Genomic DNA, 26,470 nt, shown 5'->3' on the forward strand with positions numbered 1-26,470 from the left:
GAAGTAAAGTAGTAGATGTTTATTTGGGGTCTTTTGAAATATTAATCATATCGATACTTACAACAGTTCTAAAACCAAGATGTTCTAAGGAGGAGTCTATACTGGTTGCCATACGTGCACTATTGCGATAGCTAGCGCAATAAGTATCACTGCATAAAAAAGAACCTCCTTTGATTACTTTTTCTTGTAGCGTAGGATTATTCGGGTTAAATGGTTTTGCTGCCCCTTTTGGATTATGAATAACACCTTGTTGTTTTAATTGTTTATAATACTTTACGTTATACCAATCGGTAGTCCATTCCCAGACATTGCCAGCCATATCATAGAGATGATAAGAATTGGGAGAATAGAAGCCAACAGGAGCTTTATTTTCATAACCATCTGTCAATGTATTGTAAGTTGGGAATTCTCCTTCCCATGTGTTGGCATACTTATTTAGAATTGTTTGATCATTCCCCCAGAAAAAAATAGTATTTTTTTCGTTTTTCCCTCTGGATGCATATTCCCATTCAGCTTCTGTAGGTAATCTGCGACCTGCCCAATTGCAGTATGCAATGGCGTCTTCATAAGCAATATGTACTACGGGATAATTATCTTTTCCCTCTATTGAACTATCTGGACCTAAAGGGTGTTTCCAGTTTGCTCCTATTTTCCATTGCCACCATTGCGAATAGTCATAAAGATTAGGAACACTTTCTTTTGTCTTTTTAAAAATTAGAGAGCCAGGCTGTAAAATAGAATCATGTGGTTTAGGAGCGTCATTAGGTAGTTGCTTTTTTATTTCTTCCCAAATCACTTCTCGTTCTGCAATGGTTATATAGCCGGTTTTATTTACAAATTTTTTAAATTGCCCATTGGTTACTTCCGTTATATCCATAAAAAAACCATCGACAGAGACCTGATGCGCAGGTTTCTCGTGTGCCATAATCAAGGTGTCATTTTTTAAAGCACCTTGAGTAAACTCTCCCCCAGGAATCCAAACCATACCATCAGGGATAGGTGTTCCTTGTGGTAAATCTTTAATAATTACGTAATGCTCTCTTACTAGAGTCTTATGAATAGGTTTTGATTCTTGCTGTTGCTTACAACCAACTATTGTTACAAGAAAAAATAGTAATATCAGCTTTCTGCTATACCTTGTAAAAGACCTGTTTTTATGCATTTTGATGTATGTGTTTTTTTTCTAAACTATTTGGATGAACCAGATACTCAAATGTAACCTTTTTATATATAGATTTTTAATGAGTTAAACAGACTGATAATTCGATTTTTAAAAATTGAAAAAAAAAGATCTTACTTCGGTGTTACAACTATTTGGTTTTCATCAATTTGTTGTTTGAGAGTTTTTTTTTGTTTCTATTTTTTGTTTTGCTAATGATGAATTTTATCAAGGCATTCTTCAAAACGAGAAAATTTGCTTTTTATCGAGGATTACCCTTTTAATTTGGCGTTTTTTCTATCGATTGAAAATCTGAATGATATTTTTATTATCTAATTATTAGGGAGTTATTAAAACATTTGCGATGAAAAAAGATTTAGATATTTCTGATGTAAGGTTGATTATTCGAAATTTGATCTCATTTATCGTAGTCGAAGGAAAAGAATATGTGAGTGATGCAAAGAAAAAAGAATATGTGTCTTCATATATACAACTTCTGATAAAAACTATCCACCATATTGATGAACAGGAAGAGTTATCGATAATAGAGGATATCGCCGATGATATTTCGACATATTTAGAATAAAACCTATTGTTTTTTGTTTTCATTTTGATTGAAGAGAGCTTTTTTATTGCCAAAGGAAGCTTTCTTTTTTTTAAAGTAATAATAACTTTTATATCTTATGCGTTTTAATACCCAAATTATAGCGCAGTGAACGAGCAAGACTACATAGAAAGGCTAAAAACGGAGAATAAGCTTCTTCAGGATAAGCTGGATAAGATTAACAAAGGAAAACAGAAAAAAAGAAAGTTTAAGTGGTGGCTCTTAAAAAAATCGGGAACTCCTATTTTTGGTAATCGACTTAAGAATAGCATAAAAAGTGCTATTAGTGAGTATAAAGAGTATAAAACTGTTTCTGTAGATACTGTTTCTGATGTGTCGTCTAATGTAATATGGCGAGTTACAAGAATTGGGTTGTTTGCATTTTTATTTGCCGTAGTTCCTTCGTTGGTATTGATTTTTCAGACCAAACTATTACTAAACCAAAACGAATTAATCACCAGTCAGAATAATTTGGTAGAAGCTGATAGGAGATCATCTTTGGTGTTTGTGATGGGAGATGTTTTGGCAGATTTGAACGAAGAGCTGAAATACAAGGGTTCTGGTAGCCGTAATATAAGTAAGACCTTAGAAGCAAGAATTATAAGTCTTTGCATGTCTATGAAACCATATAGATATATTGATAATGGTGTGTTAATTGATAGACCGATTAGCCCTGAGCGTGGACAGTTGTTGTTTACACTCCTAAAAAGTGATTTGGGGTCGGTATCATCGCAGGATATTTTGAACTCTGCTGAATTTAAGTATACAAACCTTAGAAATGTTAATATTGGGAGAGGAATAAATCTTAAATATGCAAGGTTGGATTATTCGGATTTAACTGGAGCTCAAATGCCTGCTGCTAATCTCGAAAGAAGCGAGCTTAAAGAGACATTAATGAGTGGAATAAATTTATCTGATTCAAATTTAAAAAGAGCACGTCTAAATAATGCTGATTTAACTAGAGCAGAACTGTTAAGTGTCGATTTTACAAATACAAACTTGTTTGGGGTTGATTTTACTGGAGCCGATCTTTCTGGAGCTATATTATGGGGTGCAAAGCTGGAAAATGCAAATTTAACAGATGTAGTATTAGACAATGCCATTGTGGATAGGCAAGATTGGATAGCCTATGTGTCAGATACTCTAGATCTTAAGGGATCAGGAGAGATAGAAAGCCAGTATAGGATTAAAAAACAGGGAAAACAACAGTTTATCCTTGTTCCTAGAAAGTAGCACTATTTGTTGTTAGAAAAGATAGAATTATGAGTTTTTTTAACTAGCCAGTTTCCAGCAGGAAAATACAAGGCGAAGAACAAAGCCATTCCTAAACTGAAGTTTTGAGGGTTAAAGAATTTGTCGAGGATATTCGCAGGGTATGCATAAGAGGTCTGCAACCAGTATCCAAAGAATTCTAATATTCCCATTGCTACTAAGCCATAAGCATATTGATTAAAAAAACTATATTCTTTCAATAGAATAGAAATAGGAACCATATATAAGATATAACAGGTAATTACTTGCCACCAGTGGGTAAATCTGGCGATTTCCATTTCGGCTCCAAACCAATTCATTCCTAATCCCCAAATAAAATAAATGACAGCATAAGTCAAAATTAATGTACTGGGAGTTTTTTTTAGCGTATCTAGATTTTTGAGTACTATATTCTTCATTAGTTTTGATGTGTTTACTGGTTTTCTGGATAAAGATAAATTATATAATATAGGGGGGTAGTATTTTTGAATTTGATTATTAGTATTATTGATGATTAATAGAACAGGTGTCTTTTAGTCTATAGAATAATAATAACTTTACAAAAAAAAGATTATATGAGTATGGATGATATAAATGAAGTGATTAGAAATAGAAGGTCTGTTTTTCCTGTTCAATACAATGAGAAAGCCGTTTCTAAAGCATTTATAAAAACACTATTAGAAAATGCTAATCATGCCCCAACACATAGATTAACTCAACCATGGCGGTTTAAGGTATTACAAGGTGATGCAAAGGATCGATTAGGGGTGTTTTTATCAGATACATATACTGACATTACGGTCAATGAGGACTTCTCACCTTTTAAACATAAAAAGATTAAAGGTAAATGTACATCCGCAAGTGCAATCATAATTATTTGCATGCAAAGGGATCCCAAGGAACGTATACCTGAGTGGGAAGAGGTAGCATCTACTGCTATGGCGGTACAAAATATGTGGCTAACCTGTACTGCTAATGATATAGGTTGTTACTGGAGTAGTCCCAAATTAATCGAGTACATGGGAGATTTTTTTGATTTTGAAGAGGGAGAGCGGTGCTTGGGGATATTTTATCTGGGTAACTACGATAAAGTGGAAGAAAGAGTTTCAAAACGGGATCCCATAGAGGATAAGGTGCAATGGTTATAATAAAAAAAACCATCCGTATAGCGGATGGTTTTCTTATTGTATTTTAAAATAAAAAGACTATTGTGCAGTCATTTTCTGAGCAAGTGCTGCCATCTTCTCAGAGCTAGCAGTCATGTAATCAGTCCATTTTTTAGCATCTTCACCAGTTAATTCACCAGCAATCTCAGAAGCTTCTTTACCTAATTCAGATCCTTTAGTTGCAAGTCCAGCAAATGCAGTCATGTCTTTGCTCTCTACGATTTTTGTATACTCAGCGATGTAAGCTTCATATTTGTTAACGTATGCTTGTACTTTTTCATTACTAAAGTTAGGAACACCTTCTACAGCAGTTTCTACTGTTTCAGCTACTTCTTCAACAACTTCTTTTGCTTTATCTGCAGTTTCTTCAACAACTTCTTCTGCAGTTTCTGCAGCTTCTTTTGTTTTGTCTGCAGCATCTTTACAAGAGATTACTGATACAAACACTAGAGCTAAAGCTCCTAAAAAAAATTTTTTCATAATAAATAGATATAGTTAATTTTGGTTACTTAACGCCAAATCTAATACTTTATTTTATGTATTCGAAATTTAAAACGGGTAAAAAATACACACTAGTTTTAATTAACTAAACTATAAATAGATATATCGTGCTTTAATGAGAATAAAATAGATGATTTAGGCAGAAAAACACCAGATTGTGCTGGGTTTACGGTATATTGTTTTTTTCGGTAAGATATTTCCAGTATCGTTGAGGTAGATGTTGTTTATGTAATTTATTGTTTTTTCGAGATTTTATATTAACATTATCGTAATATGTCACCCATAGTTTTTGAAACTCTTTTTCTCCATGTGCTAAGAATTCTGGTGCAATTTTAGATTTATTTTTGTGAAAATCCTCTATAATAATGGTTTTTACAACTTTTAGGTCATAATAAATACCGTAATCTCTTTTTAAATCATAAATAATCCATTGTTGATCGGCATAGCGATCTTTAAAATGAGGAATGAGAAGAGGTAAAACATTAAAATCTGGCTCTACTGTTGCTGTGTAGATATGATCGCTAGTTAGTTGAAAACGCACAAATGCTTCCATTCTGTGTTTTTCTCTTCTTACCATTTTGGCAACCTGACTAATTTTGAGAATGTCTTTGTTACTATAATCAATTGCTATATTGTGCTCTTTTGCAAATACATTTTTCATATAACTCAGTAGTGTGTTCTCTACTCCTTTAATCTCACTTAAAAAAACTTTAAAAAAATCTCGTTGTTCATATGGTGTTGTCTTTGATTTAAAACCTTTCCAAACTCTATTTGCTTTACTTTTTTCAGTAATAACATTTTCGGTTATAGTAAAAAGTTGATTGTTGATTTCTGATTCTTTTCTAATATTGGGATCTGATATTTTTTGATCATATATCATAAAAACACAGCATAAAAAACCATCAAAACTGCCATCATATATTACTATTGTTTGAGGGTTCATACACGTCCGGTTTTTAAGAAAAAAGGCTTAATTGTTGGTTAAAATACTTGTTATACTTGCTTTGGGATTCTTTTAGTATTTTATTTTTTAAGATATGTGGTTGGAGTTCTTTTTTTATAAAATCTTTAGAATCGCATGTAATAAAATATTGAGCTCTGTTCAAGGCAATACCAATTGCTTTAAGATGAGTCCAGTTAAGTTTTCTGAATTTTCGGGCCTGAAGTATTTTAGATACAGATTGCATGCCAATACCTGGTACTCTTGCTAACATTTGTTTGCTTGCTGTATTAATATCAATTGGGAACAAATCCTGATTGCGCAATGCCCAACTTAATTTTGGATCTATATCCAGATCTAGATTTTGGTGCGAGTCATTAAGTATTTCGTGAATAGAAAATCCATAAAAACGTAATAACCAATCTGTTTGATAAAGCCGGTTTTCTCTTAAGATAGGAACTTCTGTTTCTAAAGAGGGTAGTCTTATGTCTTCTAAAACCGGGATGTATCCTGAGTAGTACACTCTACGCATATTAAACTCTTTATAATAATAAGTGGCAGAGTACATAATGTCTCTGTCACTTTCTCCAGTAGCTCCAATAATCATTTGAGTGCTTTGTCCAGCAGGAGCATATCTTGGAGTGCTTTTAATGATTTTTTTTTCAGCGTTATATTGAATGATTTCATTTTTCACCTTTTTCATAGGTTTAATAAAATCGTCATGTTTTTTATCTGGAGCTAAAAGCCTTAGTCCTGATTTGGTTGGTATTTCAATATTAACACTTAATCGATCCGCATATAATCCTGCTTCACGCATTAGTTCATCACTTGCTCCAGGAATAGATTTGAGGTGGATATATCCATTGAAATTTTCCTCTAAACGTAATTTTTTAGCAACAGAAACTAAGCGTTCCATTGTATAATCAGGGGTTTTGAATATTCCTGAGCTTAAAAAAAGCCCTTCGATATAATTTCTTCTATAAAAATTAATAGTTAGATCTACTACTTCCTGAATCTTAAATGCAGCTCTTTTAGTATCATTACTTTTTCTTGTTATGCAATATGCACAATCATAAATGCAGTGGTTAGTGAGTAGAATTTTTAATAATGAAACACATCTGCCATCTTCTGTATAACTATGGCAAATCCCAAAACCTGTATTGTTTCCTAAACCTTTTTGAGAATTAGCTCTTTTGCCACCACTACTTGCACATGAAACATCATATTTTGCAGCATCGGCCAGAATTGATAGTTTCTCACGTATTCTTTCAAACGACATAAATATTTTCTGTAGTCGTTTTTATTGTTCTCGTTATTTCTTCGATATCGGTAAGAATCTGGTAATCCGTGAATTTAAGAACCGTAATTCCTAAAGATGAAATAAATAATTTCTTGGGAGCATCCAAGTTATAAACATCTGAAAATTCGTGAGCATAACCATCAATTTCTATTGCGACTTTTGAATGAGGGCTGTAAAAATCGAATTTATAATTTTTTATTACTTGATTTTTGATGAAGAAAAACCCTTTTTCCTTAAGTTTTTGCTGAAGTTTATCAATAGCAGTAATTGAGTTGTCTAATGAATGCCTGATAATCTTTTCAGACACTTTTTGATACAATGGAATAGTTTGTGAAGACATAATAAGATCCTTTTGGTTGTAATTTTTCCAAATTTATGGAAAATTTCCATAAATATTAAAATAAAAATATGTTAAAATTGGAAATATTCCAAAATCTTGTATCTTTGTTACTGATTATCCTAATTTATGATAGTGCTTGCGTATGATAATAATATTAAAATTTTGATTTTATGGATAGTTCAACCAACCAAACCATAAAGCGTTTTAAACAAATTCGCGAAGAGAACCATTATACCCAATCTGATTTTGCCAAGGTTTTACAGATTAAAAATTCTACAGCTGATATCGAGCGTGGTAAAACGAAGATTTCGGGAAAAGTCGTAGCCAGATTACTACAAGAGTTTAGTATTAATCCATTGTGGTTATTTGGAGAAAGTGCCCAGAAAAAAATACAATTGCACCTTGGTGATGTATCGCCAAAAGTAGTTACCATAGATTCTCAAAATAATGAGAATATTGTATTGGTAAATGTAAAGGCTGCAGCTGGGTATCCACATAATGTGCAGGATTTAGATTGGTATCAACAATTACCTGCGTTTGATATTCCTTTACCAGAGTACAGAAATGCTACATATCGTGGTTTTCAGGTAGAAGGGGATAGTATGCTGCCTTTGCTCGAACCTAAAGAATGGGTGATTGGAAAAGCTGTAAATAACCTATCTGAAGTAAGTAATAATACCATTTGCGTAATTGTCTTGGATGATAGTGTTGTGGTAAAGAAGATAAGAAAAAATGAAGATGTATCTGTGATTACATTAATTTCTTTAAATTCTGAATATTTACCGTATACCATTAATACGCATCAAATTGTAGAATTGTGGGAGGTGAATAGCAAATTAACTTTTAATATTGACGCTAATTCTGATATGACCAGCATGAAGCAATTGCAGGAAGCCATGATGGTTTTAACTTCTGAGGTACGAAATTTAAAAAGTTAACGTATCAAACCCGTTTTTTTTGCATGTTCTATGGCTTCTTCAGAGGTGTGAACAAGCAAGATGGGGGAGGCGTCAAAAGAGTCTATGATTTTTTTGATTCGCTTTTCTTTTCGGCGATGTTTTACATTCCTTAAATAAATTGCCAAAATACGACCAGGGTATTCTTCAGCGATTTTGGTATAAATATCTGCATCTTTTTCTCCACTATCTCCAATAAGAATAAACTTTAGATTTGGATACATTTTTAAAAGATTTAGAATTTCGGATTGTTTATGAGGTGCTTTTGGTTTTGGTGTTTTGTCAAAGGGAGTTCTAAGGTCTCTAAGTAAAATTGGACCTTTAGGGAAGTTATTTTTTTTAAAGAATGCACTAAGATAATCGTATAAATTCCAAGGACTATTACTTACATAAAAAAACGGATTTACAGGAGCCTCCTTTGTGCCCAGATGTAGTTTTTTATAAAACTTTACTGTACCTTCTATAGCTGTTCTTTTATCAAAATTTTTGAAAAAAGTATTTGCAATAACTCTCCATTTAAATAAAGAAGCGACACCTGTATGTAAGATTGTATCATCTATATCGCTAATGATTCCAAATTCAGCTTGATCTGAAGGAATGAGCATTTGACTACTAAAAGTATTGTCTAAACTTATTTTTTTATGTGTTTCTTCTTTTTTATAGGATACAGAATAGGTGATCCAACCTTTGTTATCGGTATATTGAGAAAGAGTGTTGAGGTCAAGTTCGAGATGGTAATATCCTTCATGATCTGTAACCGCTTCTATGATTTTTTTATCAGGTAATCTTAACTCTATAGGAGTATTCCTGATTTCATCACTTTCAAATTGCCTGTATATGTTTCGTAAAGTTTTAAAAATATGCTGATTGGTACTAAAATCGATATTTTCATCTTCAAGCGCTCTCCCAGTAGCACGAAAAAGAGAATTTGTGCCATAACCAAGATATGTATTGATACGTAAAGCTTTTTTCTTAAACATAGAAAATATAAAATTTTACAATTTGCATATACTTGTTTTGGTGTAATTTATTTGTTAGTCGTATTAGTTTAGTTTTTTTAATTTTAATAAGGATTAATACGATACTAACTTATAACATTTTTGGCTATTTTTTAAAATAGCCTTTATTATTAGGCTTAAAAGGAGACAACTTTGATATTTTGCTACATACATTATAAAAATAAACAACCTCGCTCAAAGAGCGAGGTTGTCTATAAATAATTTTTTATTTTTAGTTTAGAGAGGTTTTAATTGCTTCGATTTCGGCTTTTACTTCAGCTTCTGTTCCTTTTAATTCTTGTGTTTCACTTTTAATTTTTCCGTTCTCTAAAGTTTCGATGGTAATAGTAGCTAATGCTAGTTCTTTATCCATTTTCATACTAATTTCGATGTTTTTTTTAGAAGCAGGATTTATAGATTCAACTACTTCGATGGCATTAGACGCAACAGCTGTTTCTTCGTGATGCCCACCTAAGATAGGGGCAATAACAAGACCGATAAGGCATGTTAATTTAATTAAAATATTCATTGAAGGACCTGAGGTGTCTTTAAATGGATCTCCAACAGTATCACCTGTTACTGCAGCTTTATGAGCATCAGAACCTTTATAGGTCATTTCGCCATTGATTTCTACACCTGCTTCAAATGATTTTTTTGCATTATCCCATGCACCTCCGGCATTGTTTTGAAAAATAGCCCATAGTACACCACTTACGGTAACACCAGCCATATATCCTCCTAGCATTTCTGCAATGGCTTTGTTGTCCATTCCAAAAATCATTGGGATAAAAGCAATTACGATAGGAAATCCAATAGTTAATAAGCCAGGTAACATCATTTCTCTTAGCGATGCTTTAGTTGAAATAGCAACACATTTGTCATATTCTGGTTTTCCTGTACCTTCCATAATACCGGCAATTTCTCTAAACTGACGTCGTACTTCTTGTACCATTTCCATAGCTGCTTTTCCAACAGCATTCATTGCCAAAGCAGAGAATACTACTGGTATCATGCCTCCAACGAATAACATTGCTAATACTGGGGCTTTGAAAATATTAATTCCATCAATCCCCGTGAAAGTAACATATGCGGCAAATAAAGCCAAAGATGTTAAAGCAGCAGAAGCAATTGCGAATCCTTTTCCTGTTGCGGCTGTTGTATTTCCAACAGAATCCAATATATCTGTACGCTCTCTAACGATTGGTTCTTGTTCACTCATTTCTGCAATTCCACCAGCATTATCCGATATTGGACCAAAAGCATCAATTGCTAATTGCATCGCTGTAGTTGCCATCATTGCAGAGGCCGATAAGGCTACCCCATAAAATCCTGCAAAAGCATAAGATGCCCAGATTGCTCCTGCAAATAATATTACAGAAGGGAATGTAGAAATCATTCCTGTTGCTAGACCAGCGATAATATTGGTTCCTGCACCTGTACTTGATTGTTGTACAATTTTAAGAATTGGTGATTTACCTAATCCAGTGTAGTATTCTGTTACAGAAGAGATTACTGCTCCTACTACAAGACCAACAAGCGTAGCATAAAACACTCTCATCGCAGAAACCTGTACGGCGCCTTCTCCAAAGAACTCCATGGTCATAGTCTCCGGAAGCATCCACTTACATAATGCAAAACAAGCTACCGCTACTAATATAATAGATGTCCAGTTACCTACGTTTAAGGCTCCCATTACTTGAGCCTCTTTAGCATCATTACTTTTGATTTTGACAAGCATTGTACCAATGACAGAGATAATGATACCAGCACCAGCAATTGCCATAGGTAATAATATTGGTCCAATACCTCCAAAGGCATCAGTAATAGCTCCTCCCATATCTTTGATCACATAGTTACCTAATACCATTGCGGCGAGAACAGTTGCTACATATGATCCAAATAAATCAGCTCCCATACCGGCAACATCACCAACATTATCACCAACGTTATCTGCAATTGTAGCAGGATTACGTGGGTCATCTTCGGGGATACCTGCTTCTACTTTACCAACAAGGTCAGCTCCAACATCGGCAGCTTTGGTATAGATACCTCCCCCAACACGAGCAAATAATGCAATAGATTCTGCTCCTAAAGAGAACCCTGCTAAGGTTTCTAAGACTATAGTCATGCTACCAACAGAAGTCCATTCTCCACCCATAAAAACATGGTAAAATATAATAAAGAAAGCTGTCAGTCCTAATACAGCTAGTCCTGCAACACCTAATCCCATAACCGTACCTCCGCCAAAAGAAATTTTAAGTGCATTTGGTAAACTGTTACGAGCTGCTTGGGTTGTTCGAACATTTGTTTTGGTAGCGATTTTCATCCCGATATTCCCGGCAAAAGCAGAAAAAACAGCTCCAAAAATAAAAGCAATTACAATTAGCCAGTGAGTTGTATCTACAACTATAGAAACTATAAATAATAAAACGCTTACTATTACTACAAATATTGCGAGTAGTTTATATTCTGCATTTAGGAAAGCTAAGGCACCTTCATAAATATGGTCCGAAATTTCTTTCATTTTACCATCACCAGCATCTTGTTTCATTACCCAAGATTTTTTGATAAGCATATAAACTAGCCCCAGTAATGCCAACACAATTGGCATATAAATCATATATGATTCCATTAAATAGATTTTAAGTTAATTAGTCGCTAAAAGTAGTGAAAATACCCTAAATAGAAAAAGATAGTTGAGTAGCAAATGATTACGGTTAATTATTGGTGAAAAAGATTTTAAAAAACACACTGTTTATAGGGGGTAAACTGTTAAAATGATCTTCTAATTTTGCTAGTATCTAAAAAACAAAATAAAAATGAATACAACTTTTTTTTATAATAATCGCTTTTTTTTGATGGTATTTTGCGTCTTTTTTTTGACAAGTTTTGTTAATGCGCAATATACTTTCGAAAAGTATTCAGCACCAGAATATCAAGAGTATAATAATTGGGTTGAATATGATAGAATTGATACCAGTGGAAGATATGATTGTACCATTTCTATTGACGACTTTTTTGATAATAAAGATAGGTTGACTATTCAGTTAACCTGGTTTGTAAAAGATATTGATTTTGGGGTGATTCGTGTTTTTCGTAATAAGGAGCAAATTCAAAAAATTAGAGAACCCAAAGGGTTTTCGCCCCTTACAATGGCAGGAACCTTGGTGTGGGTGTCAGACATTAATGGAGATGGAAAGAAAGATGTTAAAATGGTACAGCAAGGTACTGGAAATGGAGTCATGAGTATGCTGGTAAAGGTTATGTATCTATTTCAAAATGATGGTGCATTATTTAAAAAAGTATCGTTTGATGATATGGTGTTTGAAGAGCATAGAGAAGAAAGAGATATAGATAAAGATGGTAATTATGAGATTCTAACCATGAACCTTGAGTATATTAATGGACATAGTTATTGGGTTTTTAATGCCTTTGAATACGCCAATGAAAATTTGAAAAATGTAAATCATAAAGTAGATTATCCCATGGTCATTCAATATAAACATAAAAGAAATTATAAAACAATTAACCATCTTGATGGAGTTCGAATAAAAGCATATGAAAGAGATTTTCCTGAAAGGTGCGATATAAAATAGAATAAGACAATGTTTTATTTATAGAGTGCTTTTAAGGAAAAGAATTAGATTCTCTGCACTTTTCAAACATGTTCTGAAGCATAGTTAACAAGGTTGACAAAACTCGTTTTATCCCTGTTTCGTCTTTTCAAAAGTTCAAACGTGTATTTCAGAAGCTCAACTATATTTTTTAGGCTACATGATAGTACTCTTGCTGTCATAATTAAATCATTATGAGTCGCCATACGGTGTCAATATTGTAAACCTAAATTTATATTAAAGTTATGACAAAAAATTATTTAAAAATTGTAAGTAAAGTTATTTTGATTGGTTGTTTTGGAATGTTTCTAGTGAGTTGTGAAGCAGAGGATGGAATAAATGGAATTAATGGAGAGGATGGAATTAATGGTGTAGATGGTACAGATGGAGCTGATGGTATAGATGGAGCTGATGGGACTAATGGTGTTGACGGAACAAATGGAGTTGGTTTTGATGAGTTAACTGAGTATGGAGCGATAACAATTACAGTAACCGGAACAAGACCGGATAATGTTGCTTTTACGGATACACAAGAGTTGAAATTTGCTCCTACCGAAAATTATCAAAACGATTTGATAAGAAACCCTACAAATTTGAATTTTGTAGTTAGAAGATTTGCGAATACTCCAGAGGATAGTGATAATAATTCTATAGGATTAAATTTTGCGTATCATACAGGAGGTGTAGTTGCAAAGCTTTATGATCTTAATATAGATTTTGATGAGTATGCTATTGTTTCTGATGATTTGAAGTATCTAGTTCTGGATGATAGATTTGATGATGACGATTCAAGTGTATCTGATTTTAGTATAAGTGATTATAGTTTTGACGAAACTACACATAGCTTAAAGTACTCTTTTACGATGATCGTAGCAGGAGGTTATAATTCTACAGGAAATGATATGACTATTTCGGGAACAGTAGATGTAACTGTGCTCGAAAATGTTAGTGGAGGCGGAAACCAATAATATTAATAGTATTTAAAGAAGTTGTTTTTTGGCAGCTTCTTTTTGATTTTTACGATTGGTGTTTTTTCAAGGAAAGAAGTGTCTTAATCGGGAAATCAAGATTACAAGAAAAACAAAGAGACCACTTGAAAAAGCGGTCTCTTTTGTTTTATAAGTTATATAATTTACTTTTTGATATTAGGATATGCTAAATAACCCTTCTGGTTTTTGCTCTAATTCTTCAAAACGTTTAACACATGCCTTAATTATATCTTTGGCTTCATCAATATTACCCCATCCACCTACATCAACTTTTTTCTCTTCAAGGTCTTTGTATACTTGAAAGAAGTGTTCTATCTCTTTTATAAGGTGCGGATTTAATTCTTTAAGATCTGCAAGACGACTTGCTATTGGATCAGAAACAGGCACACAGATGATTTTTTCATCAGGTCCTTTTTCATCTGTCATATGAAAAACACCAATTGGCTTTACCTCTATTACGCAACCTGGAAATGTAGGCTCTGTAACAAGAACTAAAACGTCTAATGGATCACCATCTAAGGCAAGAGTTTCTGGGATGAACCCATAATCTGCAGGGTACATCATAGATGAAAAAATCATACGATCATATCGTATTTTTTTTATGTCAAAATCGTATTCGTATTTATTTCTACTTCCCTTCGGAATCTCAATAAGTACATCAAAGCTTTCGCAAGTAGCTGCGCTCATAATTATATTCTCTTTTTAATGGGCGGCAAAGATAAGTATTACAAGGGGGGAGTTAAAATTTATATAGATAAATTATTATATTTTTAAACATATCTTAATACTCAGCTAGACAAAAGCATTTTTGTGAAAAATTTATGGTAAAATATGATGATTTGATTTTGCCTTATAAAAGCTGATCTAATAAAAAAAGTTTTAGAAATAGAACCCGAAAGATCCTGTAACTCCAAACTTACGAGCATCTGGAATGTCAAAATAATTACCTCTAAAGTGGAAGTCTATTCTAAAAACTTTAAAAATATTTCCGACACCAAAGCTATATTCCCAATAGGCTTCATCATTAGGAGCTCCGACTGTTTGCAAGAAACCTGAAGCATCGAGAGCAATGTTTTTGTCGGATAACTCGCCCCAGACACCACGTATGCCTACTAACTCTCTAAGGTTAAGTTTTCTTAAGAGAGGTATTCTGGAGAATATTCTACCATTAAAATTATGCTCCAAGTGTAGAGAAGTGTACGTGTCAGTTACAAACTCATAATAATTTAGTAGAGGAAAAGTGTTATATATAGAAAGATATGTTTGGTTTCCTGGTATAACACTTAATAGACCAAGAGGAACATCTCCAAAAGTTTTACCTACTTCTAACGAGCTATTTAAGACACCAAATCCTCCAATATTCCACGGTTGTTTATAGAAAAACTGAATTTTTTGATATTCAAAGTCACTTTCTATTACATCCTTGATTCCTACACTATAATTTAGAAATAGAGTCGAAAAATCTCCATCATTTACCACAATTCTATCTACACCATATCCTGTAGTTTTTTTGCCTGGAGAATAAGCTATTTGAGTTGCTATTTCTGTCTGTTTGATTTGAGTTCTAAGCTCATTGGTTTCTGGGTCATAGAAATCCAAACTAAACAGAGAAGAATCGGCAGGTTTTAGGGTTCTATATGAACCGGTAATACCTACGGTAAGATTCTTTCTAGGTTCTATTTGCATAGAAAATGCAGATAGATTAATAGATGTAAGCCTATCATTATCTCCTGTTGCAACTACAGAAGAAGAAGCTAAACTTCTCCCTTCAACATTATTAGTGTTGGTTAAACTGGCTCCTAGCTGTTCTACATCTCTTCGATTACCAGCAGAAACAATAAGGCGAGATTTGCGGTCAACTAAATATTTTCCTGAAAGACCATATTTAAATTTGTTGTCCTTAAATCCATAGGCTCCGTAACCCTCTATGCGCCATCTGTCATTAGAAGTAAAGTAAGTTCTACCCCCAGCTCTTAATCTAAAGCCTTCGATATCATTAAACCCAACAGTATTAAAAAGAGGTCCAAAATCAAAACCATTAAATTCTATATACCCCGATGCTAATATGGTACCAATGTTATAAAGCCGTTTAAATGCTTTTACGGTTTTTAATGTGTCAAGTAGTTTGTATACTTTTTCTTCATCTTTGTTAAGTTCTTCCATTCTGGCATTTTCCCAGAAAGAATCTTCTCGATTATAAATGTCTTGATCATAAGGGTCTACCTGGCTTTGGTAGAATTTTTTATCCTTTTTTACATCAAATTTATAGTGGTCATAGAGAGTTGTTCTTTTGCCATATACACCGCGAGACTTTTCTTTTTTGCTGAAAGCGAAATCAGATTGAAAATAATCTTTTGTTATCAGAAAAATAGAATCATTTAGTACATCAAACTCCTGTTCTATATATAAGTCTTTTACCCAGTTGATATTTGCGCTCTTTGTAACTTCTAGATTAATTTCTTTTATGGCCCAAGTGGTATCGTTAACCCAAAAATCTCCTTTAAACGTAAGTTCATTCTTTCTTCTGGGATAGTAAATGATGTTGTAGCACCATTTATTGCCAATATAAGCGCTATCTGTAAGTACATAGTTGTAAACGCCTATTCCTGTTCTGGATAGTGGACTGGTAAAGCTTTTGTCAAAAAACTTCAGGTAATTCTCGTATACATCGTAATCTGAGTATAGGTCTTTTACAAAGGCAATCAGTGTTTGGTTATCACTAAATCCTGCATTCTTATTTCCTGTTAAAACTTCTTTCTCCTCGTTTATTAAGTTATCTCCATATACTTTTGAAAAAGCCTCGTTAAGAAAAATAGGAAGATATGTTTTTCCTGTTATTCGGGAAGTGTCTACATCATCAAAAATGAACTCCATACCATTAAAAATTCTACTATTAACCAAAGCACTATCTATGGTGTTTAAGTCAAATTCAAGCTTTTCATATTTATCATAGGTATATTGTTTGAATTTTTTCACCCCATTTTCTCTTCTGTTTTCCCAGATTTTTCTTAGGATATCAATTGCAGGGTTATTTTTTTTTGAGGTTTTTCCTTTATAGATAACAACTTCATCTAAGGAGGCAGCTTCTTCTTCGAGGAGGATTTCTATTTTGTAGGTAACTCGTTTGGTTAGTTTTATAGTTTTAGTTTGAAAACCAATAAACGAAACTCTGATGTTGGAGTAATTATCTTCAGATTCCATGTAGAATCTACCATTTTCATCTGTAATAGTACCTATTGTAGAATTTGAAAATACAATATTAGCAAACGGAATTGGTTGTTTGTTACTATCAAAAACCTGCCCTCCAACTTTGGTTTGTGAATAAAGAAGTGTACAACCAAATACAGTAAGAAGTACTCCCGAGAGAAAATGTTTCATCTAAAGTTATTATTTTAATACTTGTGATAATTAGTGGATCACATCAAATTTTAGACCACTTTTGTTCATGGTAGCGATTATAAAATTGATGAAACGCAAAATAAAGAAGTTCATTTTATTTGTACATTACTTTTTTGACAGCTTTAACAACATCTTCACTGTTAGGAAGCCATTCTGCTAACAATCCTGGAGAATAAGGAGTTGGAGTGTCTGCTGTATTGATTTTTATGATAGGTGCATCTAGGTGATCAAAGATATTCGATTGAACTTGATAGGTTATCTCAGAAGCAATGTTTGCCAATGGCCAAGCTTCTTCAAGAATAACTAGTCGATTTGTTTTTTTAACAGAAGTAAAGATAGATTCTAAATCTAGAGGGCGAACTGTTCTTAAATCTATAATCTCGCAAGAAATGTTCTCTTTAGATAATTCATCTGCTGCTTTGTGTGCTTCTTTAATTATTTTTCCAAAAGAAACTATAGTAACATCACTACCTTCTCTTTTGATTTCTGCTACACCAAGAGGGATAGTGAATTCTCCTTCAGGAACTTCTCCCTTATCACCATACATTTGCTCGCTTTCCATAAAAATGACAGGATCGTTATCGCGAATAGCAGATTTTAATAATCCTTTTGCGTCTTTCGGATTAGAAGGGACAACTACTTTTAGCCCAGGAGTATTTGCAAACCAATTTTCGAAAGCCTGAGAGTGCGTGGCTCCAAGTTGACCAGCAGAAGCTGTAGGTCCTCTAAAAACAATAGGGATATTAAATTGACCTCCACTCATTTGTCTCATTTTTGCAGCATTATTAATGATCTGGTCAATGCCGACTAAAGAGAAATTAAAGGTCATAAATTCTATAATAGGACGGTTACCATTCATAGCGCTTCCTACGCCGATACCCGCAAAACCTAATTCAGAGATAGGAGTGTCAAGAACACGATCAGGACCAAATTCATCTAGCATTCCTTTACTCGCTTTATATGCTCCATTGTATTCTGCAACCTCTTCTCCCATTAGGTATATGGATTCATCTCGGCGCATTTCTTCACTCATTGCTTCGCATATTGCTTCTCTGAACTGTATGGTTTTCATCTGTTTATTTTTAATATTTTAGTGGTCAAAAAGAATCTTTGAAATAAAAATAATTATTACCAGCTATTAAACTTAGATATTTATTTTTATTGTATTAGTTTTATCGGTAAAAGTTATTTTACGCAATAATGAAGGCAAAAATAGCAATTAAAACCCTTTGGAGGTGATGGAATATTGAAAAATTTACTATGCACGCATAGTAAATAAGACTTTTTATTTGTACATTCGCCTATATTATTAAATTCTCAAAAAACACATATATAAAATGAAGATATTAGTTTGTATTAGCCATGTGCCAGACACAACTTCCAAAATTAATTTTACGGATGGTGATACTAAATTCGACACTAATGGAGTGCAGTTTGTAATTAATCCTAATGATGAATTTGGACTAACCCGTGCCATGTGGTTTAAAGAAAAACAAGGTGCTTCGGTAGATGTAGTGAATGTTGGAGGTTCTGAGACTGAGCCTACTTTGCGTAAAGCCTTGGCAATAGGAGCGGATAACGCTATAAGAGTAAATGCAGAAGCTACTGATGGTTTTTATGTAGCCCGCCAGTTAACAAAGGTTATTCAAGATGGAGGATACGATCTTATTATAGCAGGTAGAGAATCTATTGATTATAATGGCGGTATGGTTCCTGGTATGATTGCTGCTCTCACAGGTGCTAATTTTGTCAATACCTGTATTGGGGTAGAGGTAGAAGGAGATACAGCAACTGTTATTCGTGAGATTGATGGAGGGAAAGAAACATCTACGACTAAATTACCTTTGGTTATCGGAGGGCAAAAAGGATTGGTTGAGGAAAGCGATTTGCGTATACCTAATATGCGAGGGATAATGATGGCTCGTAAAAAACCACTTACCGTTGTAGAACCAGTTGAGGCTGATCAGGAAACAAAAGCAGTTCAGTTTCAAAAACCTGAACCAAAAGGAGATGTTACATTGGTAGATCCTGAAAATATAGGTCAGTTAGTTGAATTATTACATAATGAGGCTAAAGTTATTTAATCAGGTTAGTAATAAAATATAAACAAAGCTGAAAATTTGATCAGCACAAAAAAATATATAATATATGTCGATTTTAGTATATACAGAGAGCGAAGGTGGGAAGTTTAAAAAAGCCGCTTTTGAAGTTGTGTCTTATGCCAAAGAGGTGGCTGCTATGTTGAGTACAACAGTAACAGCTGTTAGTATTAATGGCGGAGATAGCAGTGAATTAGGAGCGTATGGTGCAGATAAAGTTTTGGAAGTAAATAATGACAAATTATCTACTTTTAATGCAAAAGCCTACGCAGATGCAATAAAACAAGCAGCTGAAAAAGAAGCAGCAAAAGTAGTTGTGTTAAGTTCTAGTGCAGATAGTAAGTTTTTAGCTCCCTTGTTAGCAGTGAATCTCAATGCTGGTTATGCTTCCAATGTAGTAACACTGCCGGAGAGTGCTTCTCCTTTTAAAGTAAAGCGAACAGCATTTACGAATAAAGCTTTTAATATTACAGAAATATCTACAGATGTAAAAATAATAGGGTTGTCAAACAATGCTTTTGGGCTTAAAGAAAATAGCGCTGCAGCCACGGCAGAAGCGTTTGAACCTATTTTGTCTGATGAAGATTTTGGAGTGAATGTAACATCTATAGATAGAGCTACTGATAAAGTATCTATCGCTGATGCAGAAATTGTTGTATCTGGTGGTCGAGGTTTAAAAGGACCCGAGAACTGGGGAATGATAGAGGAGCTTGCAGATGTTCTTGGTGCTGCTACAGCTTGCTCCAAACCAGTAAGTGATATGGGATGGAGACCACATGCTGAGCATGTTGGACAAACTGGAAAACCAGTAGCTTCTAATTTGTATATTGCAATTGGAGTTTCAGGAGCTATACAACATCTTGCAGGAATTAATGCAAGTAAAGTAAAAGTGGTAATTAATAATGATGCCGAGGCACCATTCTTTAAAGCCGCAGACTACGGAATAGTTGGGGATGCTTTCGAAGTAGTGCCAAAACTTATAGAAAAATTAAAAGAATTTAAGTCGAATAACGCATAATTTTCATAAATTGTGCCCAATTAGGGCTGTTTGAACTTATGTAAAAGTCCACATTGTTCAAACAGCCTTTTTTTATTGAGAGCAATATGAGTTTAGTTCGACTGAACATAAAAGGAATATCATACAGTCAGACCCAAAATGGTGCATATGCGCTAATTTTAAGTGAGGTTGATGGAGAAAGAAAGCTGCCAATTGTTATTGGTGCTTTTGAAGCACAATCTATTGCGATTGCTTTAGAGAAGGAAATTAAACCTCCCAGACCGCTTACACATGATCTTTTTAAAAATTTTGCAGATCGGTTTGATATTGTAGTAAAACAAGTGATTATCCATAAACTGGTGGATGGTGTTTTCTATTCTAGTGTTATCTGTGAACGCGATAAGATTGAAGAGATTATAGATGCCAGAACAAGTGATGCTATAGCATTAGCATTACGTTTTCAAGCCCCTATTTTTACCTATAAAAATATTTTGGATCAAGCTGGGATATATCTTAAAGTAAACCCTAAAAAAGATGATGCCACTGATACAGAAAGCCTTTTGGTAGATGAATTAGTTTCTGATGATGTAGAAATGGTAGGGAAAGAAACCAGCTATAAAGACTTGTCTCTCGAAGAATTAAATCAAATGCTGAATCAAGCTGTTGCTAATGAGGATTATGAATTGGCAGCGAGGGTTCGAGATGAAATTTCTAAAAGAAGCTAGCTTACAATTGTTGGGGTTAAAAATCTAATCTTTTTTAAATGATTTCAATTTTTATGAAGAAAAGAATATTTACTTTTCTACTTTCTCTATTCGCTTTTGCTTTATTATCAGCACAATCAATAGAGAAAAAATGGGTTTTGGATAAAGTTGATGGAACTTCAAAAAGTGTTTTTAATACAACAAAAGGAGATTACCTTCAATTCTATAAAGGACATTTTGAATATTCTTTTAACAAGGGTTCAGAGAAACTTGAAGGAGATTATTTACAGCAAAACAGTATTCTTTTATTATTTCCTGAAACCGCTCAAGATTCCTTAATACGATATAAGGTTGCTAGCCTAACAGATTCAACTTTAGTGCTTTCGAAAAAGGGAATTTCGTACTCGCTTAGTGTAGAAAAAGAAACAATTGAAGTTGTTTCAGGATCCAAGATAAATCAGCTTGTGCCAAATCAAGGACTGTCGTTCAATAGCTTGTGGAGAGGAGTTTTAGGAATGATAGTGTTGTTGGTTATAGCCTATTTGCTCAGTACTAATAAAAAAGCTATAAACTGGAGGACTATAGGTGTAGGTCTAGGGGCACAATTATTATTGGCGTTTGGTGTGTTAAAAGTGAGTTTTGTACAGAAAACTTTTGAATTTGTAGGGAAAATATTTGTTTTAATACTTGATTTTACTAGAGCTGGAAGTGAATTTCTATTGGGTGATATGATGAATGTAGAGAGTTTTGGTTTTATATTTTTATTTCAGGTTTTGCCTACTATAATATTCTTTTCTGCGCTTACATCTGTACTTTTTTACCTTGGTGTAATCCAGATTGTTGTAAAAGGGATGGCTTGGGTTTTAACCAAGTTATTAGGAATTTCTGGAGCAGAGAGTTTAAGTGTAGCAGGAAATATCTTTTTAGGGCAGACCGAAGCCCCTTTAATGATCAAGGCTTACTTAGAGCGTATGACGCGTTCTGAGATTTTATTAGTAATGATTGGAGGGATGGCCACAGTTGCCGGTGGAGTTTTGGCAGCATATATTGGTTTTTTAGGAGGTGAAGATTCTCAATTAAGACTAGAGTTTGCTAAGCATTTATTGGCTGCTTCTGTAATGGCAGCACCAGGGGCTATTGTGATCTCGAAACTGCTATATCCACAACAGGAGCCAATTGATGTAGATGTAAAAGTGTCTACAGATAAAATAGGATCAAATATACTTGATGCAATTGCAAATGGTACTACAGAAGGGCTTAAGCTAGCTGCAAACGTGGGCGCGATGCTTTTGGTGTTTATTGCATTTATTGCTATGATAAATTATTGTCTAGGGATATTTGGTGGGGTAACAGGGCTTGATCAGTTTTTGGCTAGTCATACACCGTATAATAAATTTTCATTAGAAGCTATTCTTGGAACCGTATTTGCACCTTTAATGTGGCTAATTGGGGTTGCCAAAGAAGATATGATGTTGATGGGACAATTGTTAGGAATAAAACTTGCAGCAAGTGAATTCGTAGGGTACATTCAATTGGCTGATTTAAAGAACCCTGCAAATGCAATACATTTCACTTATAGTAAATCGGTGATCATGGCTACATACATGTTATGTGGTTTTGCTAATTTTGCTTCTATAGGTATTCAGATCGGTGGTATTGGTTCACTAGCACCTGGTCAACGAAAAACCCTGTCTGAATTTGGAATGAAAGCACTGATAGGAGGGACTATCGCTTCGTTGTTGTCGGCTACAATAGCAGGAATGATAATAGGGTAGCTTTTAAGTTTTTGACACTGTTAAAAACTATTGGACAACTATCCTTTAGTCAGTAAATTATAAAGGGTCTTATATGCTATTTTTTGTATATTTGGAAGCATTTACAACTTTTAACGATTAAATATAAACTGTCAGAGAGAATATGAGGCAATATCTTGATCTTGTACGTCATGTAATTGAGAATGGAAACGCAAAAGAAGATCGAACTGGTACGGGTACAAGAAGTGTTTTTGGATACCAAATGCGCTTTGATCTTAGTGAAGGATTCCCTATGGTTACAACCAAAAAACTACATCTTAAATCTATAGTTCACGAATTATTATGGTTCTTAAAAGGAGATACTAATATAGGGTATCTACAAGAGAATGGTGTTCGTATTTGGAATGAGTGGGCTGATGATAATGGAGATTTGGGACCGGTTTATGGCCACCAGTGGCGTAATTGGGATGGTAATGAAATTGATCAGATTAAAGAGATAGTAGATACTCTTAAAAAAAATCCTGATAGTAGACGTATGTTGGTTTCGGCATGGAACCCAAGTGTGTTGCCAGATACATCAAAATCTTTTTCAGAAAATGTGGCTAATGGTAAGGCAGCGTTACCTCCTTGCCATGCTTTTTTTCAATTTTATGTAGCAGATGGTAAATTATCCTGCCAATTATATCAACGTAGTGCAGATGTTTTTTTGGGAGTACCTTTTAACATAGCTTCTTATGCGTTGTTTACTATGATGATGGCACAGGTCTGTGGTTATGAAGCTGGAGAGTTTATACATACTTTTGGGGATGCACATATCTATAATAATCATGAAGAACAAGTAAAGCTACAGTTGTCTAGAACACCGAAAAAATTACCTAAGATGATCCTTAATCCGGAGGTGAAAGATATTTTTGGCTTCGTTTTTGATGACTTTAAGCTAGTAGACTATAACCCAGACTCTCACATAAAGGGAGCAGTTGCAGTTTAAGCCCTAATTTAAATGAACTATTATGAAAAAAACATTACTTATACTTACAGTTTTGATTTCGGGATTTTCCTTTTCTCAGGATGCGATAATTTTGTCGCAGGAAAATGCCAATGAAAAAGGTATTACGCCTTTGTGGCCAAAATGTGACAGATCCAGACAAACACCTACCCAATGCTTTGATCAAAAATTAAGAGATCATATTATAGGAAATTTTCAATACCCAGATATCGCAGTAAGTGAAGGTTTGAGCGGTACAGTGACCGTAGAGTTTATTATAAACAAAAAAGGTAAGGTCGAAGTACTAGAAGTAGAAGGAGGACATAGATATCTGCAAAGAGAAGCAATAAGAATTATTAGAGCAATTCCTAAGATGAAACCTGGTAAATGGGGAGACAAACCTATTGCTGTCGCTTATACAGTTCCTATCACTTTTATAAAGCCACAATAATTTATTGTATTTGTTAATTTTAACATTGGATTAACCTTGTTAAAGAATAATAAATAATAAAAATCAGTAAATTTGAGTGTATACCTAAGTCGTATACGCTCTTTTTATGATCATTACAGATAATTTACTAGCTACTTTTTTAGAAACTCGTTCCAATACCGAAGAAATTTGTGCCCCCCTTCAAATAGAGGATTATGTTGTTCAACCAATTGTTGATGTTTCTCCTCCAAAATGGCACTTAGGGCATACCACCTGGTTTTTTGAAGAATTTATTTTATCCAAGTATGTAAATGGCTATAGGCGTTTTCATCCAGAATTTGCATTTGTGTTTAATAGCTATTATGAAAGTGTAGGTAAAAGGGTAATACGTACTAATAGAGGAAATCTTTCTAGACCAACGGTTAGAGAAGTCTACGAATATAGAGATTATGTCACTTCACATATACAAGCTTTTTTAGAAGATAATGAAGATCCAAAGGTAGGAGAACTTATAGAAATCGGGATTCATCATGAAAAGCAACACCAAGAATTATTACTTACGGATATAAAATTTATATTAGGTAATAACCCTTTACTTCCTAAGTATAATGATACATTTACAGAAAATCCCGTTTCTGATCAAGATTTTGGTTATAGTAATATACCAGAAGGAATCTATGAAATTGGATATGAAGGAAACGATTTTTGTTATGATAATGAGTGTGGTAAGCATAAGGTGTTTCTTCAGGAATATGCTATCTCAAATGCGTTAGTAACGAACAAAGAGTATCTGGAATTTATCGAAGATAATGGATACAAAAACACTCTTCTTTGGCATGCAGAAGCATGGGATTGGATACAAAATAACAATATTGAAGCACCTCTGTATTGGCATAAAATTGAAGGACAGTACCATCAATATACATTACAAGGATTAAAAGTAGTAAGTGATATAATACCAGTTACTCATATTTCTTATTATGAGGCATTTGCTTTTGCGCAATGGAAAGGAGAGCGTTTGCCCTCAGAGTTCGAATGGGAAGCAGCCCAATCATTTTTTGAGTGGGGAATGCGATGGGAATGGACAGAAAGTGCCTATTTGCCTTATCCAAATTATAAAAAGGCTCCTGGAGCATTAGGGGAATATAATGGGAAATTTATGGTAAATCAAAAAGTGCTGCGTGGTGGGTCAGTTGCAACTCCTCAAAACCATACAAGATCAACATATCGTAATTTTTTTCACCCACACCTTAGATGGCAATTTACAGGATTGCGATTAGTGAAGGATATATAATTTCATTTTTTTTACATGAATTCTAAAGAACAAAAAGTTTTAGTTTCTTCTTTTGAAAAAGAAGTAAGTGAAGGGTTAACTGCATTTCCGAAATATCTATCGTCCAAATTTTTTTATGACGAAATAGGAGATGAGCTTTTTCAGCAAATAATGGAGCTGCCAGAATATTATCTTACTCGGGCAGAATATGAAATTTTCGAAACGCATAAATCTAGTATTATTCAGAATTTTGATAAAAGTAATGGCGGGTTTGATCTTATCGAATTGGGTGCTGGAGATGGGAAAAAAACGAAAGTGCTTCTAGAAGAATTAGTAAGACAGAATCATGATTTTATCTATAGTCCGATTGATATTAGTCAAAATGCTATAGATGGGTTAGTCAGAAATCTTAATTTGGAAATGCCTAACGTTACGGTACAAGGACAAATAGGAGAATACTTCGAAGTTTTGGATAGACTAAAACATATGAATGATCGTAAAAAAGTAATTATGGTATTGGGGTCCAATATTGGTAATCTACTGCATTCTAGAGCTATTCAGTTTTTGAAAAAACTATGTAATGCGATGAATGATGGAGACCTTCTTTTTATAGGATTTGATCAAAAAAAACATCCTCAGAAAGTTTTGGATGCATATAACGACAAAACAGGAGTAACTGCAGCATTTAATAAGAATATTTTGGCAAGAATCAATAAGGAACTCAATGGTAATTTTGATCTCGACAAGTTTATGCATTGGGAGACTTATGACCCAGAAAGCGGAACAGCCAAGAGCTATTTGGTAAGTAAAGAAAAGCAAACTGTAGATATTGATTGTTTGTCGTTGCAGGTACATTTTGAAGCCTGGGAGAGTATTCATACAGAGATTTCTCAAAAGTATGATGATGATATTGTAAAATGGCTAGCAAAAGAAGCAGGGCTAAAAATAGTGAAATCTTTTTCTGATCAAAACAATGATTATAAAGACTATTTGATTACTAAAGAAAAATAA

Annotated in this window: 25 protein-coding genes; 14 read left to right on the forward strand and 11 right to left on the reverse strand. The window is 33.9% G+C overall.

Features of this window, described 5'->3' with window-relative positions; all coding sequences use genetic code 11:
* Positions 1-19: 19 nt before the first annotated feature.
* Positions 20-1,162: a formylglycine-generating enzyme family protein gene (locus C1X07_RS22720; RefSeq protein ID WP_103072348.1), complete on the reverse strand. Its 1,143-nt coding sequence runs from the start codon at positions 1,160-1,162 to the stop codon at positions 20-22.
* A 361-nt stretch (positions 1,163-1,523) separates the two neighbouring features.
* On the opposite strand from C1X07_RS22720, the gene C1X07_RS22725 reads away from it, so the two are divergent.
* The gene (locus C1X07_RS22725; protein ID WP_103072349.1) at positions 1,524-1,745 is read left to right on the forward strand and encodes a hypothetical protein; all 222 of its coding nucleotides are present in this window, start codon (positions 1,524-1,526) and stop codon (positions 1,743-1,745) included.
* Positions 1,746-1,871: 126 nt separating this feature from the next.
* Positions 1,872-2,996, forward strand: coding sequence for a pentapeptide repeat-containing protein (locus tag C1X07_RS22730; RefSeq protein ID WP_103072350.1), 1,125 nt, complete (start codon positions 1,872-1,874; stop codon positions 2,994-2,996).
* A 2-nt stretch (positions 2,997-2,998) separates the two neighbouring features.
* On the opposite strand, the gene C1X07_RS22735 is transcribed toward C1X07_RS22730, so the two are convergent.
* Positions 2,999-3,433, reverse strand: a complete 435-nt coding sequence (locus tag C1X07_RS22735) for a hypothetical protein (RefSeq protein ID WP_103072351.1) — start codon at positions 3,431-3,433, stop codon at positions 2,999-3,001.
* Between the two features lie 156 nt (positions 3,434-3,589).
* On the opposite strand from C1X07_RS22735, the gene C1X07_RS22740 reads away from it, so the two are divergent.
* Complete coding sequence (locus C1X07_RS22740) at positions 3,590-4,162, forward strand: nitroreductase family protein (RefSeq protein WP_241507318.1); 573 nt, start codon at positions 3,590-3,592, stop codon at positions 4,160-4,162.
* A gap of 57 nt (positions 4,163-4,219) precedes the next feature.
* On the opposite strand, the gene C1X07_RS22745 is transcribed toward C1X07_RS22740, so the two are convergent.
* The 4 genes from C1X07_RS22745 to C1X07_RS22760 form a co-directional block, all read right to left on the reverse strand.
* Positions 4,220-4,627, reverse strand: a complete 408-nt coding sequence (locus C1X07_RS22745) for a hypothetical protein (protein ID WP_128755377.1) — start codon at positions 4,625-4,627, stop codon at positions 4,220-4,222.
* A gap of 220 nt (positions 4,628-4,847) precedes the next feature.
* A complete protein-coding gene (locus C1X07_RS22750; protein WP_103072354.1) occupies positions 4,848-5,624 on the reverse strand; it encodes a TIGR03915 family putative DNA repair protein in 777 nt (258 codons plus the stop codon).
* Between the two features lie 13 nt (positions 5,625-5,637).
* Positions 5,638-6,900 (reverse strand): putative DNA modification/repair radical SAM protein, encoded by a 1,263-nt coding sequence (locus C1X07_RS22755; protein ID WP_103072355.1) that lies wholly within the window; start codon positions 6,898-6,900, stop codon positions 5,638-5,640.
* A complete protein-coding gene (locus C1X07_RS22760; RefSeq protein ID WP_103072356.1) occupies positions 6,890-7,261 on the reverse strand; it encodes an endonuclease domain-containing protein in 372 nt (123 codons plus the stop codon). Before C1X07_RS22760 ends, C1X07_RS22755 begins: the two co-directional genes overlap by 11 nt.
* Positions 7,262-7,431: 170 nt before the next feature.
* Between C1X07_RS22760 and C1X07_RS22765 the strand changes: the two genes are divergently transcribed.
* Positions 7,432-8,199: an XRE family transcriptional regulator gene (locus C1X07_RS22765; protein WP_103072357.1), complete on the forward strand. Its 768-nt coding sequence runs from the start codon at positions 7,432-7,434 to the stop codon at positions 8,197-8,199.
* Here C1X07_RS22765 and C1X07_RS22770 read toward each other — a convergent pair.
* Both C1X07_RS22770 and C1X07_RS22775 read right to left on the reverse strand, forming a co-directional pair.
* A complete protein-coding gene (locus C1X07_RS22770; RefSeq protein WP_103072358.1) occupies positions 8,196-9,197 on the reverse strand; it encodes an App1 family protein in 1,002 nt (333 codons plus the stop codon). The genes C1X07_RS22765 and C1X07_RS22770 overlap by 4 nt on opposite strands.
* Before the next feature lie 250 nt (positions 9,198-9,447).
* The gene (locus C1X07_RS22775) at positions 9,448-11,847 is read right to left on the reverse strand and encodes a sodium-translocating pyrophosphatase (protein ID WP_103072359.1); all 2,400 of its coding nucleotides are present in this window, start codon (positions 11,845-11,847) and stop codon (positions 9,448-9,450) included.
* Positions 11,848-12,034: 187 nt separating this feature from the next.
* Between C1X07_RS22775 and C1X07_RS22780 the strand changes: the two genes are divergently transcribed.
* Together C1X07_RS22780 and C1X07_RS22785 are read left to right on the forward strand one after the other, a co-directional pair.
* Positions 12,035-12,811 (forward strand): hypothetical protein, encoded by a 777-nt coding sequence (locus C1X07_RS22780; RefSeq protein ID WP_103072360.1) that lies wholly within the window; start codon positions 12,035-12,037, stop codon positions 12,809-12,811.
* Between the two features lie 263 nt (positions 12,812-13,074).
* On the forward strand, positions 13,075-13,797 hold the full coding sequence (locus tag C1X07_RS22785; protein WP_103072361.1) for a hypothetical protein: 723 nt from the start codon (positions 13,075-13,077) through the stop codon (positions 13,795-13,797).
* A 177-nt stretch (positions 13,798-13,974) separates the two neighbouring features.
* On the opposite strand, the gene C1X07_RS22790 is transcribed toward C1X07_RS22785, so the two are convergent.
* The 3 genes from C1X07_RS22790 to C1X07_RS22800 form a co-directional block, all read right to left on the reverse strand.
* Positions 13,975-14,505 (reverse strand): inorganic diphosphatase, encoded by a 531-nt coding sequence (locus tag C1X07_RS22790; RefSeq protein ID WP_103072362.1) that lies wholly within the window; start codon positions 14,503-14,505, stop codon positions 13,975-13,977.
* 192 nt (positions 14,506-14,697) lie between these two features.
* Positions 14,698-17,196: a DUF5686 and carboxypeptidase-like regulatory domain-containing protein gene (locus tag C1X07_RS22795; protein WP_103072363.1), complete on the reverse strand. Its 2,499-nt coding sequence runs from the start codon at positions 17,194-17,196 to the stop codon at positions 14,698-14,700.
* Positions 17,197-17,311: 115 nt separating this feature from the next.
* Entirely contained in the window at positions 17,312-18,289 is a 978-nt protein-coding gene (locus C1X07_RS22800; RefSeq protein ID WP_103072364.1) for a pyruvate dehydrogenase complex E1 component subunit beta, read from the reverse strand.
* A gap of 265 nt (positions 18,290-18,554) precedes the next feature.
* Between C1X07_RS22800 and C1X07_RS22805 the strand changes: the two genes are divergently transcribed.
* From C1X07_RS22805 to egtD, 8 genes are all read left to right on the forward strand, one after another.
* Positions 18,555-19,301 (forward strand): electron transfer flavoprotein subunit beta/FixA family protein, encoded by a 747-nt coding sequence (locus C1X07_RS22805; protein ID WP_103072365.1) that lies wholly within the window; start codon positions 18,555-18,557, stop codon positions 19,299-19,301.
* 64 nt (positions 19,302-19,365) lie between these two features.
* Positions 19,366-20,334: an electron transfer flavoprotein subunit alpha/FixB family protein gene (locus C1X07_RS22810; RefSeq protein ID WP_103072366.1), complete on the forward strand. Its 969-nt coding sequence runs from the start codon at positions 19,366-19,368 to the stop codon at positions 20,332-20,334.
* A gap of 86 nt (positions 20,335-20,420) precedes the next feature.
* The gene (locus C1X07_RS22815; protein ID WP_103072367.1) at positions 20,421-21,038 is read left to right on the forward strand and encodes a bifunctional nuclease family protein; all 618 of its coding nucleotides are present in this window, start codon (positions 20,421-20,423) and stop codon (positions 21,036-21,038) included.
* 53 nt (positions 21,039-21,091) lie between these two features.
* A complete protein-coding gene (locus C1X07_RS22820; protein ID WP_103072368.1) occupies positions 21,092-22,792 on the forward strand; it encodes a NupC/NupG family nucleoside CNT transporter in 1,701 nt (566 codons plus the stop codon).
* Positions 22,793-22,934: 142 nt separating this feature from the next.
* Positions 22,935-23,759 carry a thymidylate synthase gene (locus C1X07_RS22825; protein ID WP_103072369.1) on the forward strand — a complete coding sequence of 275 codons (825 nt, stop codon included), beginning with the start codon at positions 22,935-22,937 and terminating at the stop codon, positions 23,757-23,759.
* A gap of 22 nt (positions 23,760-23,781) precedes the next feature.
* Positions 23,782-24,207 carry an energy transducer TonB gene (locus tag C1X07_RS22830; protein ID WP_103072370.1) on the forward strand — a complete coding sequence of 142 codons (426 nt, stop codon included), beginning with the start codon at positions 23,782-23,784 and terminating at the stop codon, positions 24,205-24,207.
* 106 nt (positions 24,208-24,313) lie between these two features.
* Positions 24,314-25,480: an ergothioneine biosynthesis protein EgtB gene (gene egtB / locus C1X07_RS22835; RefSeq protein WP_103072371.1), complete on the forward strand. Its 1,167-nt coding sequence runs from the start codon at positions 24,314-24,316 to the stop codon at positions 25,478-25,480.
* A 15-nt stretch (positions 25,481-25,495) separates the two neighbouring features.
* On the forward strand, positions 25,496-26,470 hold the full coding sequence (gene egtD / locus C1X07_RS22840) for an L-histidine N(alpha)-methyltransferase (RefSeq protein ID WP_103072372.1): 975 nt from the start codon (positions 25,496-25,498) through the stop codon (positions 26,468-26,470).

Source organism: Aquimarina sediminis (assembly GCF_002895435.1).
Lineage (GTDB): Bacteria > Bacteroidota > Bacteroidia > Flavobacteriales > Flavobacteriaceae > Aquimarina > Aquimarina sediminis.

Excerpts from the sequence above, each read along its gene's own strand:
- C1X07_RS22750 (WP_103072354.1), bottom strand. The coding sequence starts at position 5,624 with ATGAACCCTCAAACAATAGTAATATATGATGGCAGTTTTGATGGTTTT.
- C1X07_RS22785 (WP_103072361.1), top strand. The coding sequence starts at position 13,075 with ATGACAAAAAATTATTTAAAAATTGTAAGTAAAGTTATTTTGATTGGT.
- C1X07_RS22720 (WP_103072348.1), bottom strand. The coding sequence starts at position 1,162 with ATGCATAAAAACAGGTCTTTTACAAGGTATAGCAGAAAGCTGATATTA.
- C1X07_RS22820 (WP_103072368.1), top strand. The coding sequence starts at position 21,092 with ATGAAGAAAAGAATATTTACTTTTCTACTTTCTCTATTCGCTTTTGCT.
- C1X07_RS22800 (WP_103072364.1), bottom strand. The coding sequence starts at position 18,289 with ATGAAAACCATACAGTTCAGAGAAGCAATATGCGAAGCAATGAGTGAA.
- C1X07_RS22830 (WP_103072370.1), top strand. The coding sequence starts at position 23,782 with ATGAAAAAAACATTACTTATACTTACAGTTTTGATTTCGGGATTTTCC.
- egtD (WP_103072372.1), top strand. The coding sequence starts at position 25,496 with ATGAATTCTAAAGAACAAAAAGTTTTAGTTTCTTCTTTTGAAAAAGAA.
- C1X07_RS22795 (WP_103072363.1), bottom strand. The coding sequence starts at position 17,196 with ATGAAACATTTTCTCTCGGGAGTACTTCTTACTGTATTTGGTTGTACA.
- C1X07_RS22735 (WP_103072351.1), bottom strand. The coding sequence starts at position 3,433 with ATGAAGAATATAGTACTCAAAAATCTAGATACGCTAAAAAAAACTCCC.
- C1X07_RS22825 (WP_103072369.1), top strand. The coding sequence starts at position 22,935 with ATGAGGCAATATCTTGATCTTGTACGTCATGTAATTGAGAATGGAAAC.
- C1X07_RS22810 (WP_103072366.1), top strand. The coding sequence starts at position 19,366 with ATGTCGATTTTAGTATATACAGAGAGCGAAGGTGGGAAGTTTAAAAAA.
- C1X07_RS22760 (WP_103072356.1), bottom strand. The coding sequence starts at position 7,261 with ATGTCTTCACAAACTATTCCATTGTATCAAAAAGTGTCTGAAAAGATT.
- egtB (WP_103072371.1), top strand. The coding sequence starts at position 24,314 with ATGATCATTACAGATAATTTACTAGCTACTTTTTTAGAAACTCGTTCC.
- C1X07_RS22725 (WP_103072349.1), top strand. The coding sequence starts at position 1,524 with ATGAAAAAAGATTTAGATATTTCTGATGTAAGGTTGATTATTCGAAAT.
- C1X07_RS22815 (WP_103072367.1), top strand. The coding sequence starts at position 20,421 with ATGAGTTTAGTTCGACTGAACATAAAAGGAATATCATACAGTCAGACC.
- C1X07_RS22765 (WP_103072357.1), top strand. The coding sequence starts at position 7,432 with ATGGATAGTTCAACCAACCAAACCATAAAGCGTTTTAAACAAATTCGC.
- C1X07_RS22770 (WP_103072358.1), bottom strand. The coding sequence starts at position 9,197 with ATGTTTAAGAAAAAAGCTTTACGTATCAATACATATCTTGGTTATGGC.
- C1X07_RS22790 (WP_103072362.1), bottom strand. The coding sequence starts at position 14,505 with ATGAGCGCAGCTACTTGCGAAAGCTTTGATGTACTTATTGAGATTCCG.
- C1X07_RS22780 (WP_103072360.1), top strand. The coding sequence starts at position 12,035 with ATGAATACAACTTTTTTTTATAATAATCGCTTTTTTTTGATGGTATTT.
- C1X07_RS22775 (WP_103072359.1), bottom strand. The coding sequence starts at position 11,847 with ATGGAATCATATATGATTTATATGCCAATTGTGTTGGCATTACTGGGG.
- C1X07_RS22740 (WP_241507318.1), top strand. The coding sequence starts at position 3,590 with ATGAGTATGGATGATATAAATGAAGTGATTAGAAATAGAAGGTCTGTT.
- C1X07_RS22805 (WP_103072365.1), top strand. The coding sequence starts at position 18,555 with ATGAAGATATTAGTTTGTATTAGCCATGTGCCAGACACAACTTCCAAA.
- C1X07_RS22755 (WP_103072355.1), bottom strand. The coding sequence starts at position 6,900 with ATGTCGTTTGAAAGAATACGTGAGAAACTATCAATTCTGGCCGATGCT.